The 17051-nt window shown below is 50.5% G+C and carries 8 protein-coding genes; all 8 read left to right on the top strand.

Going from position 1 to position 17051, the window contains the following annotated elements:
- The first annotated feature begins 429 nt into the window (after positions 1–429).
- Positions 430–3867: a DUF3883 domain-containing protein gene (locus JW883_10005; GenBank protein MBN1842598.1), complete on the top strand. Its 3438-nt coding sequence runs from the start codon at positions 430–432 to the stop codon at positions 3865–3867.
- Between the two features lie 69 nt (positions 3868–3936).
- Positions 3937–5256, top strand: a complete 1320-nt coding sequence (locus JW883_10000; GenBank protein ID MBN1842597.1) for an SIR2 family protein — start codon at positions 3937–3939, stop codon at positions 5254–5256.
- Positions 5240–7453: a DUF87 domain-containing protein gene (locus tag JW883_09995; GenBank protein MBN1842596.1), complete on the top strand. Its 2214-nt coding sequence runs from the start codon at positions 5240–5242 to the stop codon at positions 7451–7453. The genes JW883_10000 and JW883_09995 overlap by 17 nt, the downstream gene beginning before the upstream one ends.
- The gene (locus tag JW883_09990; GenBank protein MBN1842595.1) at positions 7450–10440 is read left to right on the top strand and encodes a DUF1156 domain-containing protein; all 2991 of its coding nucleotides are present in this window, start codon (positions 7450–7452) and stop codon (positions 10438–10440) included. Before JW883_09995 ends, JW883_09990 begins: the two co-directional genes overlap by 4 nt.
- Positions 10441–10457: 17 nt before the next feature.
- A complete protein-coding gene (locus JW883_09985; protein ID MBN1842594.1) occupies positions 10458–13211 on the top strand; it encodes an ATP-binding protein in 2754 nt (917 codons plus the stop codon).
- Positions 13212–13275: 64 nt separating this feature from the next.
- On the top strand, positions 13276–14097 hold the full coding sequence (locus JW883_09980; GenBank protein ID MBN1842593.1) for a hypothetical protein: 822 nt from the start codon (positions 13276–13278) through the stop codon (positions 14095–14097).
- A 93-nt stretch (positions 14098–14190) separates the two neighbouring features.
- Positions 14191–14583: a hypothetical protein gene (locus tag JW883_09975; protein ID MBN1842592.1), complete on the top strand. Its 393-nt coding sequence runs from the start codon at positions 14191–14193 to the stop codon at positions 14581–14583.
- Between the two features lie 66 nt (positions 14584–14649).
- Positions 14650–16446 (top strand): DUF262 domain-containing protein, encoded by a 1797-nt coding sequence (locus tag JW883_09970; GenBank protein ID MBN1842591.1) that lies wholly within the window; start codon positions 14650–14652, stop codon positions 16444–16446.
- Positions 16447–17051: the final 605 nt, after the last annotated feature.

The following is a 17051-nucleotide window of genomic DNA, read 5'->3' as shown; positions in this document are numbered from 1 at the left end:
CTGAGCCTTTTGTCTGATTCTTCCTCTCAAAGAATCGGACAAATATATTCTCTGAGCCTCTGCGAACTCGAGCGAAGCGGGCGAGAGGAAAAAGGTGTCTCTCACAGAGCAACACACTAGTGGATGAACCTATGGGCGGTAGATTCGGGAAATACGGCGATACAAAGCGCAAGGCCTTGATTCGCAAGAATCGTCTTAGGTCCCCTGTTGGCCGGCGACCTGCAAAGGAAAAACCGTTCAAAGGGTCCCAGAAAAAGAAAGCTCCTTACGGGGTTGGGCGAGGAGGCTCATGAAAGGGTAAAATAGTAATACTTTTGTGGATTGCCTGGATCTTTCTCAAAAGGAAAAGTATAAACGTAAAGGGCGTATTGCGAACTGGCTTAGCTGTTCCAATTCAGCATTTGGTAACCTCAGAACGAAGGTTATGTGATGTCAAAGGAAGCTCCTGTCCTAGAAGGGCAGATACTGACAGGGCCTCTGTTCAACGAGCCCATGCAGGTGGAAACGATTCGTCCCAGCGGAGATGGCGCTTGGGTTGTTGGCCTTGTGGGCGCACAGTCTGAACGCTTTCGACGGGTAACACTGACGCTAAGTGAGCTTGAAATACTTACGATCCTGGATTCGGTGTTTTCTTACGATGGCGATGGTCGTCTCTTACGCTTGGGACTCCAAGCCTATGCCCTTGGTATTGCCTACGAGTTTGACCCCTACTTTGGCCTTTCCATATCCCGAGTGGATCCCCTGCCCCATCAGTTGGAGGCGATCTATGACTATCTCCTTAAACTGGCACGAGTACGTTTCCTGATAGCGGATGACGCTGGAGCTGGAAAAACTATCATGGCAGGGCTGCTGATACGAGAGCTTCAGCTCAGAGGCCTTGCAGAACGCATTCTGATAGTCTGTCCAGCCAACCTCTCATTTCAATGGCAAAGGGAACTCAAAGAAAAGTTCGATGAAAAGTTCCTTGTGATGAAGGGTAGCGACATCCGCGACCAGTTCGGTGTCAACCAGTGGCTGGAACAAAAGCGGATAATCACGTCCCTTGACCTTGCCAAAAGGGATGAAATCCTACCCGGGCTCAAACAGGTTCGGTGGGATTTGGTCATTATTGACGAGGCCCACCGCATGTCCTGGACTCCTCCCGCTCGTAAGACCGCACGCTACGCTCTTGGCGAGCTTCTCAGCGACGCCTCAGATCATTATCTTCTGTTAACGGCGACACCCCACAAAGGTGACCCCAGGAACTTCAGTCTGTTTCTACAATTGCTTGATCGAGATGCTTACGCTGATGTCAGATCTATTCGCCAAGCGATGGATCGGCGCAGTGCACCCTTTTACATTCGGCGAACGAAAGAAGCCATGGTCTATTTCCCAGAGCGCCAGCCGGATGGAACATGGGTAGCCCGAAAAATCTTCACTAAGCGTATACCGCATACTGTTGACTTCCAGATTGATGGTCTGGAATTTGAGCTATACCGAGATGTCACCCGTTTCGTTAAACGACAGTGTGCCAAGGCCGCAGCCCAAGGAGATGACCCTCGAGCCCGCGCTGTTGGCTTCTTGATGGCCCTTTACCAACGCCGACTTACTTCCAGCACTTACGCCATGAGACGAAGCTTAGAGAATCGGGCCCGACGGTTGGAGGAGGCCCTGAGCCGCGCACAGGAACTTGCGCAATTTGCCCCGCCTACTCTTCCAGATCCCGAAGAACTGGAAGAAATGGAAGAAGGTGATCGAGAGCGCCTTGAAGAGATGCTCGAAGCCATTACCTTGGCCGGAAATGCAGAGCAAGTCCGTGAGGAAATTAACGAGCTCAAAGAGTTTGCCAAACAGGCAGAAAAGGTTGAACAATCAAATATCGAAGCCAAGCTTACAAAACTCAGAGATCTATTACACAAGGAAGGCTTTTTCGATCATCCTGACAAAAGGCTTCTCATTTTTACAGAGTTTAAGGACACACTGTTCTATCTGGTAGAAAAGCTCGAGTCGTGGGGATTCAAAGTAGGCGTCATCCATGGCAGCATGAAGTCAGGCTCAAGAGAGGAATCAGGAACCAGGCTTTTTTCAGAACAACAGTTTCGTGAAAGTGCTATACAAGTGTTGGTAGCGACAGAGGCTGCTGGTGAAGGTATAAATCTTCAGGTCTGTAATATCCTTTTCAACTACGACATTCCTTGGAATCCCAATCGTCTCGAACAACGCATGGGGCGCATCCATCGCTACGGGCAGCGAAAGGACTGCCTCATCTTCAATTTTGTCGCTACGAACACAATCGAGGGGCGTGTCCTTCAACGGCTGTTGATTAAACTCCAGCAGATTCGTGATGCGTTGGACGACGACGCGGTGTTCAATGTAGTCGGTGAAATTCTGCCTTCGGCCCATGTTGAACGCGTCCTACGAGACTATTACGCCGGGAGATTAGGGGACGCCGACCTTGAAGAACGGCTATTGCGGAATGTCGACGAAGGCCAATTCAGAGCTATCTGTCAAAACGCACTGGAAGGCCTTGCCTCAAAAAAGCTCAATCTGGAGATGCTTGTTGAGCGCAGGGCGAAAGCGCAGGAACGTCGGGTAGTCCCAGAAACAATCGCCCGTTTCATTCGGGAAGCCTCCGAATTTGTGCCGATGAAGCTTAAGACCATTAGTAAACTGCCTCACACATTTGAGCCAGCACGGACACCTTCAGTGCTGAGGCTGCATGAACATGATCCCGATTGGAAATATCCTCCGCTTGCCACCAAATACCCTCGATGCTCGACTGACAGGGACACCGCTGAAAAACGAACTCTCGAATGGGTCACTCCTGGACACCCTTTTTTTGAAGCTTTGAGACGGCATACTTCCGCAAAGGCAGTAGAGGTTTTCAGTAAAGGAGCTTGTTATTACTCGCTCCAACATGAAACTCCAACACGGATTGATTTCTATCGTGCCCGAGTTGTAGACGGCCTTAGCCACACCGTGCATGAGCGCCTAGTGGCCTTGGAAATCAGTGAAGATGGCGCTGTCAACCTGCGAGAACCTGGCATCTTGGGAAATTTTACACCAACAGACCCTCCAGAAACGTTACCGGTGGTCGCTGCCGTCCCTGAAGCTACGTCATGGTTAAATGACAACGTTCTTCAGCCTTTCCTTGAAGAAACACGAGAGGAAAGAATGAATGAGGTGGAACGTATCGCGGAACACATTGAACTCTCACTAACTGAGCTGCTCCTGCGTGCTGATGAAGAGATTGGAAGAGCAGCCGCAGATGTAGAGAAAAAGACGACCGGAGCTGAGGGACGTCTGGCACGTTCGGAAAATCGACATGCCGATTTGATGACCCGCCGTGAACGACGCCGACAAGAACTGGAGCGCCAGAGATCCCTATCCCTTCAAGCTGTAGAGAGAATAGCCAGCGTTCTCGTCCTCCCTCATCCAGAAAGAGAGGCTCCGGAAATTCGACATATGAAGCCGAACCCAGAGACGGAAGGCATCGCCATGAATGTGGTGATGGAATGGGAAAAGGCACAAGGGCGGCAAGTGTTTGATGTCCACGAGGAAAACCTCGGATATGATGTTACCAGTTTGGATCTCAATTCAGGAGATCTCCGGTTGATAGAAGTGAAAGGATTGGCCGCCAAAACAGGTACCATTTTACTGACACCCAATGAAAAGCGCGTTGCTGAAGATCGGCGTGATTGTTATTGGCTGTACATCGTTACAAACTGTTCAAGTGAGCCGCAACTTCAAGAACCCATAAGAGATCCTGTCAAGTTTGAATGGCATGAAGTCACTAAGGTGGCACACTATTACCTGTCCGTTGACGCAATGACTCAGCCTATGGAAGTGCGGGAGGATCAGTCGCTGTACGGCAAGAAGGATCTATGACGAAAATGCCGGCTGCCACATGCGAAAAACAGAGGACTGCAAGAAATACTGGGACAACTGGAGGTTGCGATGATCAACTTAAATAGACATATCTACCGGTGTGGCCCCAACAAAAACTACGATCTTTCGGATGAGGACCTCACAGACACCGACAAGTTCCGCAAACACATCGAACCGTGGTTAACGGCCGTTTTTCAAAGTGAACATCTCTCGCTCCTCCTGGGCAGCGGCTTCACAAGTGGAGTTGCCTTTGCGGCAGGTGGCAAGGCCGCTAACATGTCCAAATGTGAATGGGCATGTAAAAACGATCTCAAGAAAAAAGTAGATGAGTATGCTGACCAGAGTGCCAACAACTGTGGAAGAGGGGCGGCGAACATCGAGGATCAACTTCGTGCAGCAATGCAGTTGGAGGCCGGTCTCACGGTCATGGGCGACAAGCGAGCAGCGCTTTGGAAGACCGAGATCGACAAGCAGCTGAAGTGTTTTATGGACTCTATCCTTGAGTCTGAACGTGCGATACAGCACGCTGAGACCAATAAGAAGGAAAAAGCAGATGATCTTCTGGTCAGCTTTCTTCTCAGCTTCGCAAGCCGTACAGCCACAAGGGAACGACTCAACCTTTTTACAACGAATTACGATCGCCTTATAGAATATGGGTGCGATCTCGCGGGCCTGCATGTTCTAGACCGCTTTGTTGGCGCACTCTCACCCGTTTTCCGCGCCACACGGCTGAACATTGACATTCACTATAACCCGCCTGGAATACGCGGCGAACCCCGTTACTTGGAAGGCGTCATCAGATTATGTAAGATTCATGGCTCAATCGACTGGCACTGGGAAGAGAAGGAACTTCGCCGTTACGCCGTCCCTTTTGGTGCTGTCGCTGACCACCCCGATATTCCGAAAGAACCGTCGGGTTCTGTGATGATATACCCGAATCCCGCGAAAGATGTTGAGACACTGAGTTATCCATACGCCGAGCTATTCCGTGACTTCGCGGCAGCTGTCTGTCGTCCCAACTCGTCTCTTGTTACCTATGGATACGGTTTTGGCGATGATCATGTAAACCGCGTTTTAAAAGACATGTTGACAATCCCTTCGACGCATCTGGTGATTATTGCCTGGGACCAGACTACTCCGGACAAAGAGGATGACCCATTCAATGCCAGTCGTCAGCGGATCATCAGGTTCTGTCAGGATGTGGGTAAGAGCGCACAGATGTCTTTGTTGCTTGGTAGCCACTTCGGCAACGTGGAGACTCTAGTGCAAAACTATTTACCGAAGCCGGCCATTGACCAGATTACAATCCGCAAGACCAAGCTCGAAGAACAACGGGGCGAAGGGTACAAGCAAGCAGCAAGAGGAGGCGATGATGAGCAAGCCTATTGAGCAAATCGCCGCTCTGACCATCGGCACGGTTGAATCCGTATCTCCTTCGGAAATTCGGGTGCTTCTTGAGCCGAACGCTCCTCAGGCGACTGCGCTGAACACAGGCGTCCCTACCGGATTCCCTCGCATCAATGGTTATGTGCTGATTCCGAACGAAACCGGTGCAGTTGTCGGGCTGGTGGTGTGGCTCGGTGTCGAACGCTCGCAATTCCCCAAACGAATGGGCCTAAAGGACTTTGGGCTTGTGGATTTACCGTTTCCGCTGCGGAACATTTCTCTGACGCCGCTCGGCACACTCCTTTCCGGCAGGCGTGCTGGAAGCGGTAACAGCGCCTACCGTCTGGAAAGGGGCGTTTCTGCTTTCCCTTCTGTTGGTGATGCCGCACAACTGCCCACCGCTGAGCAGCTTCGATCTATCATCGAAGCCTCAAGCGAAGAAGACAGACGTGTCAGAATAGGCACTTCACCGCTTGGGGCAAACGCGGCTGTGACCGTAGATCCGGACAAGATATTCGGACGACATCTCGCAGTTTTGGGAAATACCGGCAGCGGCAAGTCATGCACTGTTGCCGGGCTCATTCGCTGGTCTTTAGAAAAAGCACGCAATGAGCGCACCCGACTTCTGGAAGAGGCCATAAAAACAGCCCAAAAGCTCGGTGAAATGGAAAAGGAAAATGAAGCAACAAAGAAGCATGACGGGACACCAAACGCGCGATTCATCATATTTGATCCTAATGGGGAATACTCATCTGCATTCGCAGACTGTTCGGAAGTTCGTAGATTCACAGTTCCGCCAGCAAGAGGCGAAACAAGGGATTTTTGTTTGCCAGCGTGGATGTGGAACAGCCATGAGTGGTGTGCCTTTACACAAGCGAAGTCGGGTGTACAAAGGCCAATACTCATGCGTGCGCTCCGTGAACTGAGAACCCTTTCGCCAGGGACTGGAACTAACCGCGTTGGCGTACTGAACGCACTATTGAGATCCTATTACCGTTCACTTGTCAATGACCGCAATAAAGGCGCAACTGCCTACATCGACAAGCCAGGTAAGAACGACTTCGGACAGAAGCTTCAGGCAATTGCACGGTCTTTGATGCAATACGCAGACGAGGATGATTTGGCGCAATTCAAAGAAGTTCTATTGGAAACAGGCACGGCACTCAAGAGCATAGCCGACAACCGGCACAAGTCCTTCACGAATGAGGCTGGCGAAATAGTTGAATACTATCAGGCTTTTGATAGTGTTGAGGTGGAAAACGCTGTTGCAGCTCTTGACAGGTGTATTGAGTCGATACCGGATGTTGATCAGCATCTGGGTATCAATGAAGATAGCCCCATCCCATTCGCACCCATCTATTTCGCGGAGTTGATTGAGCAGATAGCAGCAGAACAAGGCCAATCGCAATATGTCGATACCCTTGTCCTCCGCCTGAAGATGCTTTTGTCGGACATGCGACTGATGCCTATACTTAAACCCACTAAAGATATCTCACTTGAGGAGTGGCTTGATCTGTTCATCGGCAGCAGCAACAGTGGGACATTGGGGATCATCAATCTCTCGTTGATCTCGTCCGACGTGCTCCATCTCATGATTGCCGTCGTCGCCCGAATCGTGCTTGAGGCGACACAGCGATACCACATACTCAATGATGAGGAACTGCCGACAGTGCTGGTACTTGAGGAAGCCCATACTTTCGTCAAGCGCGGAAGCGCGGAAGAATCGGACACTCCCACCCCTTCTCAAATGTGCCGCCAGACTTTTGAACGAATCGCCCGAGAGGGTCGCAAATTCGGTTTAGGTCTTGTGCTTTCATCGCAGAGACCCTCTGAATTGTCACCGACAGTCTTGGCACAGTGTAATACATTCATTTTGCACCGTATGGTCAATGATCGTGACCAGGACCTTGTTGGCAAACTTGTACCAGATAATCTCGGGGGGCTTCTTAAGGAACTTCCGAGCCTGCCTTCTCGGCAGGCGATTTTTCTCGGCTGGGCTGCAACTGTTCCGACGCTGGTGGAGATCACGGAGCTTCGCGAAGATCATAGACCGCGATCTTCTGACCCGAAGTTTTGGGATGTCTGGACTGGTAAGGAAGATCGTCCGATTGATTGGCACAAAATAGTGGAGGATTGGACAGGGACTCAAAACAAACCAAAAACGCCCTCTGGTCCATCAGAAGAGGAAAACCTGTCATGATCCCAAAGGAATGCAAACGCATAGCCGAAGTAGATTTCCCAATTGCCGAGGTTTCGAGACATTCAGCACGAGAAAAATCCATCCGCCACGGCCATCCGAGTACCCTACACTTATGGTGGGCACGGAGGCCGCTGGCCGCCTGCCGGTCGATGCTAATGGCATTGCTCTTGCCCGATCCGTGCGATGCTAATTGCCCGAAGGAATTCAAAACCAAAGCTCGAAAGATCTTGCTCGGTCACCCGAATCATCCTATGGGCTGGGATGCCAGGCTGAAAACCGATGAGGGTTTGCGGAAAGTAATTCTGAAATTTATCGCTGACTTTGCCAATTGGGACCATTCCTCCGATACGGATTATCTGAAAACCGGCCGCGCGCTGGTTGCCGCAGCTCACCCGGACGAGCCTCCTCTGGTGGTGGACCCGTTTGCAGGTGGGGGTTCGATTCCGCTGGAGGCGTTGCGGCTTGGATGCGAGGCTTTCGCGAGCGACCTCAACCCGGTGGCCTGCCTTATTCTCAAGGTCATGTTGGAGGACATCCCTCGCCACGGACCGCAGCTTGCCGAGGAACTGCGAAGAGTCGGCGGTGAGATCAAGAAACAAGCCGAGAAGGAACTGGCTGAGTTCTACCCCAAGGATCCGGATGGTGCCACACCTATTGCATATCTCTGGGCGCGGACGGTGAGGTGCGAGTCGCCCAACTGCGGGGCGGAAATCCCCCTCATGCGATCCTTCTGGTTGTCAAAGAAAGTTAACCGTAGGCGGGCGCTAAGGTACAAGGTCGTGCGGTCCAAACGCGTTGCTCCGCACGTGGAATTCGAGATCTTTGAGCCGAAAAATGATAGGGATGTCTCCGGCGGCACCGTGACGCGTGCCAAGGCCACCTGTCTATGCTGCAAGGCAGTCCTTCCGCCCGAGCGTGTCCGGGCGCAACTTGCCGAACAACGCGGCGGTGTGGACGTTGTGTATAACGCAAAAGGTACTCGCATCGGGGGCGCGCGGATTTTTGCGATCGTGACAATTCATCCTGGCATGCAGGGGCGAAACTATCGACTACCGAGCGAAAGCGACTACAAAGCTGTCTGGAGAGCACAGAAGCGTCTGAAGGAAATCCTCAAGCAATGGGAACATGCCAGCAGAAAAGGACTCTGTCCAGTACCGGATGAGCCGTTGCCAACCAAGGAAAGCCACAGAGCTGTTGGGAGTCAACTTCCACTTTATGGTTTCAAAGTGTGGGGAGACCTGTTCACAGAACGTCAAAAGGTGGTTCTGGTGAAATTATATGATCTCATTGGAGATAAGGGAATTCTGACACCGTTTCTTGGCTGCGCATTCAGTCGGGTCGCCATGAGTGACATGTCTTGTACTCGCTGGAATGCAGTCGCAGAGAAAATGCAACATACCTTCGGACGCCAAGCCCTACCCATGGTTTGGGATTTCGCTGAAGTAGTCCTAACCGCTAATGCCCCTGGTAACTGGAAAAGTGGATATGAAATTGTTGCAGATGTTATAGCATCGGTGCCTCCGAAGAGCAAAGTTGCCCAAGTCCATAATGCAGACGCCTGCTTCCACCCCTTGCCGTCTGAGGCTGTGAATGTTGTCTTCACAGACCCCCCGTATTACGATGCAATACCCTATTCAGACCTTTCTGACTTCTTCTTCGTCTGGCTCAAACGAGTAATGCCAGGTAATTCCTTGTTAAGAGATCCATTTGATTTGACTAATCCGCTGACACCAAAAGCCGCTGAGGCTGTGCAGTGTGAAAAGGTGAAGGGCGTAACAGGGCGTCCTAAAGATCGAGCATTCTATGAAAAAACCATGGCCAAGGCCTTTACAGAATGCCGCCGCGTTCTGTGCGAAGACGGCATTGGCTCGGTTATCTTTGCACACAAAACAACCGAAGGCTGGGAGGCACTACTTTCAGGGATGATTCAAGGCGGATGGACAATTACTGGATCATGGCCCATTTCCACAGAGATGGGATCAAGGTTGAATGCGCGGGAAACCGCCGCCCTTGCCACCAGCGTCCACCTCGTCTGCCGCCCCCGTCTTGAGGATGCACCAGTGGGTGACTGGGGTAAGGTTCTGCGTGAGCTGCCTAATCGCGTTGGCGACTGGATGGAGCGGCTTCAGGGCGAGGGTATCCGGGGAGCTGATTTGGTTTTCGCATGTATTGGCCCCGCACTGGAGATCTTCAGTCGCCATCGCAAAGTTGAAACCGCCGATGGCAAAGAAGTAAAGCTTGCTGAATATCTGGAAAAGGTCTGGGAGGTTGTGGGCCGAATGGCGCTGGAGCAGGTACTGGGAACTGAAGAGGCCCGTGCGCGTAATGGTGTAGCTGGTGCTTTAGAAGAGGATGCCCGGTTGACCGCACTGTTTTTATGGACACTTCAAAGCACGAAGGGCGGGAACGGCAATAACAACAACAAAAAGGATTCAGAAGGCGATGAAGATGATGCCCAACGGCCTAAATCAAAAGGTTACGGCTTAATTTTCGATGTGGTACGGAGGTTCGCTCAACCACTCGGTATCAGCCTGCCTACCTGGGAAGACCGCATTATTAAGATGGAAAAGGGCACCGTGAGGTTATTGCCTGTTTCAGAAAGGGCTGATCAGTTATTCGGTAAAGATGGTGCTCGGGCCATGGCAACAAGACTTGAAGAAAGCCCAAAGACCAATCCTCAGCTTTTGCTGTTTCCGGAAATGGAGCAAGTCGTCCCTCCAAAAATTCGTGGCCGAGGTTGTAGACCACGAGTTTCAATAGACACAGATTCTGCCGGATTTCAAGAAGCCACAACGCTTGATCGGGTGCACGCCGCCATGCTCCTTCAGGCCGGGGGCCAGCCAAATGCTCTACGTGCACTAATTAAAACGGAACAGAATCGAGGACCGGCGTTTTTGAGACTTGCAAATGCATTGTCGGCCCTGTACCCGAAAAGCAGTGAAGAAAAACGATTACTCGACGCCATGTTGCTGGCAGTTCCAAGATAAAATACACGGAGGTCATCATGGAGCCTTGGTATAAGGTTGCTTTGCCTCGTAAGGAAGTAAGGGAAGGACGTTCATTCAATCCAGACGAGTTTGCCATCCATCTTGAACAGGTCATTGCCAAAACAGCACCAGAGGATTACCGCGATCCGGACAAGTTTTTCTCCCGAACCTGTTTCACACGTGCTTTAAGAGACCATGCAGGTATGGTGCTGAGACGCCTGATGGGTGAAACGGCAGATACAGCGCCGGTCATGACTCTCATAACTCAGTTCGGTGGAGGAAAAACACACACACTGACCGCACTGTATCATATGGTCAACAATGGAGCCAAGGCTGCGAAATATCCGGGCGTGACCAAACTAATCTCGGAAGCTGGAATCAGCAAGGTACCAGACGCAAAAGTGGGCGCATTCGTGGGCAATGCCTGGGATCCACAGGATGGCCGAGAGACACCATGGATTGATATAGCGTGGCAATTGGCCGGCAAAAAGGGGGTTGAAGCACTTGGATCAGCAGCTAAGACCAAGGCACCAGGCACCGAGGCTTTGGGGCGTGTGTTTAAGGCTGCTGGCAAGCCTGTATTGCTGCTGTTTGACGAAGTGTTGAACTATCTGAATCGTCATCGGGATATGGCTGATTCCTTTCATGCCTTCGTCCAAAATCTAACGGTGGCTACAACCGCCACAACTCTCGGTGCTGCTGTGATCAGCTTGCCGCGAAGCCAGGTTGAAATGACCGACTGGGACATGCAGTGGCAAAACAAGATTACCAAGGTGGTTCGTCGGGTTGCCAAGGATCTTATTGCCAATGATGAAACTGAGATTAGTGAAGTTGTAAGACGTCGTCTGTTCCAGGATTTGGGCAACGAACGGATACGCAAGAAAGTATCAAAGGCATATGCAGACTGGTGCTTTGAACGACGAGCACAGATTCCCTCAGAATGGACCGCGGTGGACACCTCGACTACTGAAGACAAATCTAGAGAGTTTCTGCGTGCCCGATTCGAGACCTGCTATCCTTTTCATCCGGCCACTTTATCTGTTTTTCAGAGGAAATGGCAGGCATTATCTCAATATCAGCAAACTCGTGGCACCTTGGCCATGCTCGCACAATGGATCTCATGGGCATATCGTGAGGGTTATGCCAAGGCACGCCGGGAACCGCTTATCACTTTAGGTTCTGCACCGCTCGAAGTGCCGGAATTTCGCAGCGTTGTCCTGGGACAATTAGGTGAATCACGCCTTGTTGCCGCCATTGATGCTGACATATCCGGTGTTAATTCACACGCGCGAGCACTCGATGCTGACACAAAAGGAGCGCTTCGGGATATCCATCGACGACTGGGGACATCCATTCTTTTTGAATCCTCTGGAGGCCAGGTTGATAAGGTGGCGCATTTGCCGGAGCTTCGCTTTGCGCTTGGGGAGCCCGAGATTGATACCACGTCCGTTGACAACGCTGCCTTTGCTTTAGAAAACAAGTCATATTTTATTCGGCGTGTGGGAACGGACGGTTTCAAAATCAGCCATGAGCCGACTATGAGGAAGGTGGTCAATGACCGTCGCGCTTCACTGGATGAAGATACTGAAATCAAACCTGCCATGCGCTCTTTGGTTCAACAGGAATTTGATCGCGGTGCTACGATCCCCATGGTACCGTTCCCCTCAGATGGTTCTTCTGTTCAGGATACGCCCAAGCTGACTCTTGTACTGGTAGATCCGGATTCAGAATGGAATGGAGGCGACTCATTGCGGAAGCAGATTGCCGACTGGACAAAACAACGAGGGAAATCGCCTAGATTTTACCCTGGCTCATTAGTTTGGTGTCTAAAAAAACCGGGCAGAGATCTCCGCGAGAAAGTAGAACTCTGGTTGGCATGGAAGCGGGTGGCAAGAGAGATTGCCGAAGGAACACTGGGAGGCGATTTCGACAGATCTGATAGGGTGGAAATTCAGGCCAAAATAAAGGACGCGGAAGAAGCCGCAAAGGACGAGGTCTGGGGCGGTTACCGGTTCATTGTCTTTGCGGACAACAAAGAGCCTGATGGACTGAAAACCATTGACCTCGGCGCAGGGCATTCGAGCGGCGGCGAGACGCTTTGCGGTAGAGTCATAACGGCACTGAAATCTCAAGCTCTGCTAAACGAATCTGTCGGAGCTGGATATATTGAACGTAATTGGCCACCGGCATTGAAAGAATCCGGTGCATGGCCTCTATCCAGCTTGCGTCAGAGCTTCTTGAACGGTTCACTCACAAGACTGCTTGACCCAGATACTGTATTACGGACAAAAATCGTTGACTTTGTTGCTAGGGGGGATTTTGGTCTTGCTTCGGGTCTGAAATCAGACGGAACAACTTACGACCGTGTATGGTTCAACGAGCCTATGGCTCCAGAGGAAGTCGCATTTGAGTCGGGAGTCTTTTTGCTCCTGAAGGCCAAAGCAAAAAAGCTGTGTGAAAAGCCAGGGCCTAAACCCGAACCTGGCCCCACGCCAGGGCCAAGCCCGGAACCTGGCCCAGAACCTGAACCGGGGCCTGGGCCTACTCCTGAACCCACAAGCCGGACGTTTCGAGTTACAGGGGAAGTGCCACCTGAAACATGGAACCGACTCGGAACGAAGATTTTGCCAAAACTCCGAAGTGGTCAAGATCTCAACATACGAGTTGATTTCTCGGTGACCATAGATGGGAAATTCTCTGAAAACTATGCCATGGAGCTCAAGCAAATTTTGGAAGATTTGTCTCTTTCGGATAAGTTCCGCATAGACTGATCGCCGCGCCTGAATGTGGTGAGCCATAGAAGGCATTAGTTCTCGACGATCTGGAGGAATGGTTATGAAGCACAGCCAGGGAAACGCCTGGGTTGCCGTGGGTGATGAAGCCAATTGGGAAAGAGAGCTCGAGAACGGAATATGGGGTCTCGTACCCCAACTTGAACACCATTGGTTGAAAATAAGACCCGGTGATTTGGTTCTTTTCTATTGCAAGGTTCCAGTGAAGGGCTTTGTAGGGGCTGGTATTATCAGAACTAAATTCAAGCAAGACAGGCCGCTTTGGAAGGAAGAGCTTCAAGAAAATAGGGTGATCTGGCCGTTTCGTTTCGAATTCGATGTTACCCATCTTTTGCCGCTTGGCGGATGGCAATCCCAGGCAGTCTCCAACAGGAAGTCCAATCTTGCCATTCTCGCCGGTATTAACCCAATAATCGAGACGGAAAAGGCGCTCAGTGTTCTTGAGAAGCTCCAATTCACGGTTGTTAAACCTGCAAAGCAAGAGACGGAAATTGCTTCGACCATCCTCGAAATCGGCAGGATTCAGCGAATGGTCGTGGAAGCCGAATATCCTGTGGACGGAGATGCGCTCGATGTTATCTGGAAGAGGACCATCCGTAGCGTTCCTACCTTTGCCTTTTGCGTGAACCTATCTGATGACTTCAATCGTTCGATCAAACCCTTGAAACACTCTTTCGACCTCTGGAACAGCCGACCCTTCTTAATAACTGGAGAAAAACAAATCAAGAAAGTCAACGACGTGACTTTTGGTTTCTATTATGAATTTGCCTCTGCCCTGAAGGTTCTGAGTGTCTCCCAGGTTCATGAATTGTATGATTCGAAGAGGAAATACTATGACCTGGAGGAGGAGTATGGGTTGCGCTGAGGGGGTCAGCGGCCTTCTGTTGGTTTTATCTGACTGTCTGTTTCATTTTTGAATGTCCCCTGAGACAACCTGTACCTAAAAAAGGAGGAATTCATGTGGAATAGCATAATGAGTCACCTTAAGCCTGGGCAACGTCTTTTGACTCCTGGCAGGGGAATCCCGGCAATTCGACAAAAACCGTTTTTCGTGGTTGCAGTTGCTCCAACCTACATAGGTATTGAAATAGGGGATTCCAGGACTTTCAACAGACTTCCCAAAGAGATGTTTGACGCCATCGACCGCCTTTTTCGTGACAATCCACTTGGATATCTGAGAGTCGCCGCAGAGCACGCCAATGTCCCAACAGAAAAAAGTGTAGATGAGATAGCCCGATCTGCAGTTCATTTCAACAGGGCGATAGGGAATTACGTGGCAGCAATACTGGAGGAGGCTGGCTGTGTTAGGTACGTCATGAAGGGCAACAGAAAATGTGTCGAGAGACCATAACTAGCTGTTGTTAGGGTATTGTGGTCGGGTTGCTCTTGCAAACCACAGCGATTGCCGGAGAAAAAAATGGAAGCTCGTAATAGAAAACTGGAGGACTGGTACGGAAAGATTAGGCGAGGCGAGATCAAGCTGCCTCGATTTCAGAGGTTTGAAGCTTGGGACCGACATCGCATATGCAGCCTGCTGAGCACGGTTGTTCAAAACCTTCCCCTTGGAATAACCCTGGTGCTTGAAGTTGGAGAGCAACAAAAGTTCATCTCACGCTTCCTGGAAACGGCTCCGAGCAAAGATGGACGCGTTTACGAGCACCTTCTGGATGGGCAGCAGCGGTTGACTGCATTGTGGCGGGCATTTTACAACAATTACGATTGGGAAACATACTTCATCTACATTCAGGAGTTTGACAACTACGAGAACGATGACGAGCGTGACAACATGTCTGCCTTCTTCCGAGGGCGGTACGTGAAAAAGAACGGTGAGAAGTATCCTCTTTGGTGTGACGATCCTGCCCAGTGCCTTAAGAGGGGCTTCATCCCGACCCATCTGCTCAAACCGGTAGACATGCAGCACGAAATCGATGATTGGCTTGAAAAAGCAACCGCACCCTTGGAACCCAATGATGGCGGAAAAGATGAATTCAAGAAGTTTTATGACATGCAAAAAAGAGTGAGTGACGAAATCAAAGATTTGCGCTCCATTGTCGCCAATTACAATTTGCCCTATCTGTCGCTTCCTGCGCAAACGGACAAAAGCGTCGCACTGAATGTGTTCATAAACATGAACACCAACAGCAAGCCGCTCTCAACCTATGACATTATTGTCGCAGAAGTGGAAAGCGTGATGGGGCAGTCATTGCACGAGTTGCAGGATGCGCTGGATGAAAAGGACCCAAACATTGGAAGGTATTCCGAGCTTTCTGACATGATTTTGACCACTTCCGCCTTGTTGCAGAATGCGCTGCCCAATCAACGTGGTGCCTGGGACATGGACAAGCGTATCATGGTTGAAAACTGGGCGATCATGGAACGTGGGCTGAGCCGAATGGCAGAATTCCTGAAGAATGAAGGCATCTACGACCGGCAACGGCTGCCGACCAACGCGGTGCTGGCCGTAATTGCTGCCCTTTATGCGGACATCCCCGATTCTGGCGATAAAAGAGGGCAGGACGAGCTTCTTTTGAGAAAGTATCTCTGGCATTCTTTTTTTTGTGACCGGTACGAAAATTCTGCTGCCACCCACGCCTTTTCAGACTATGTGGCTCTTCGAAAGGTGGTTCGCCAGGAAAGACACAGGGAAGGTTCAGTCTTCGGGGTCGATGATGTGCCCATCTTCAAAGAATACCCGGTGGTGGAAACGGAAGAACTGTTGACCGCTGAGTGGCCGAAAAGAGCCACAATCCGGGGACGTGCGATTCTCGTAGTAGCATGTCGCCTGGGGGCTTTGGACTTTTCGACGGGCGAACGTTTAGATGCCGGAAGCATCGGCCGCCGCCATTACCACCATATCTACCCAGACGCGTTGCTCAAGGAAGGGGAAATAAACAGTTTTCTGGCCTTGAATTGTTCGTTAATTTCAGATCAAACAAACATATCGATCGGCCGGAAAGAACCTCTCCAATATATGAAAGACAGATACAAGTGGTCATCTGAAGATATCGTGAGCGAACGACTTGAATCACATTTGATTCCGGTTAGCGAACTGGCAAATGGCGGATATGAAGGCCTGTCAGATGAGAAGAAAGCAGAAAAGCTCAAGAGTGACTTTGATGCATTTGTCTTCCGCCGAGCCGAATTGGTGATGAAGGCAGTGAGACTGCTTGCCGGCGGTCATCAGTTGAGCGCTTCGGAATTGTTTGAGGCATAGAGGATGCTATGACCAAAATGTTTTGCCTTTTTGCGTACAGGTCAAATCAACTTTTTCCTGACTCAAGATTATGAGATGACCTTTAAACTGATTTTGTTTTGAGAAACTATAACGGTTTTGCGGGTCATTCAAGTCAGCAAAAGGCTGGAGGAGGAAAACGTGGGTACTACGAGTAAGAATTTAAAAGCGCTTTTGGATTACATTGATGAAGGTACGTTGGTCTTGCCAGTTGTAAAAGCTATAAGGCGAGTATGGGCACGTCCTTTAGTTCTATAGTTTTGGCTGGCGGCACCGACGAAACTGAAAATGTGAAGGGCCCAAAGCGCACATTGACTATGTTGAATAAGTCTGATGCGAGATTTTCAAGGAAGTGTCCATGGGCGGAAGATTTGGAAAATATGGCGATGCCAAGCGCAAGGCGCAGTTCCGGAAAAACGGGTTTCAGAGAAAAAACAGTAGTGGTGGAGAATAACTACCACCTTGAAAGCAAAGGCCCTCGTCTGAGTGGGGATGGAAAAGAAAATGCGAAGCAAGCGCCACCAGCGTAGCCTTACCGATGCAGCACTTGAAAAAATAGAAGAGGCTATTAAAGCTGTTGAATTTTG

Source organism: Deltaproteobacteria bacterium (assembly GCA_016930875.1).
GTDB lineage: Bacteria > Desulfobacterota > Desulfobacteria > Desulfobacterales.
Note: the sequence above shows the minus strand (reverse complement) of the source record. Positions and strands in the feature narration are given on the sequence as shown.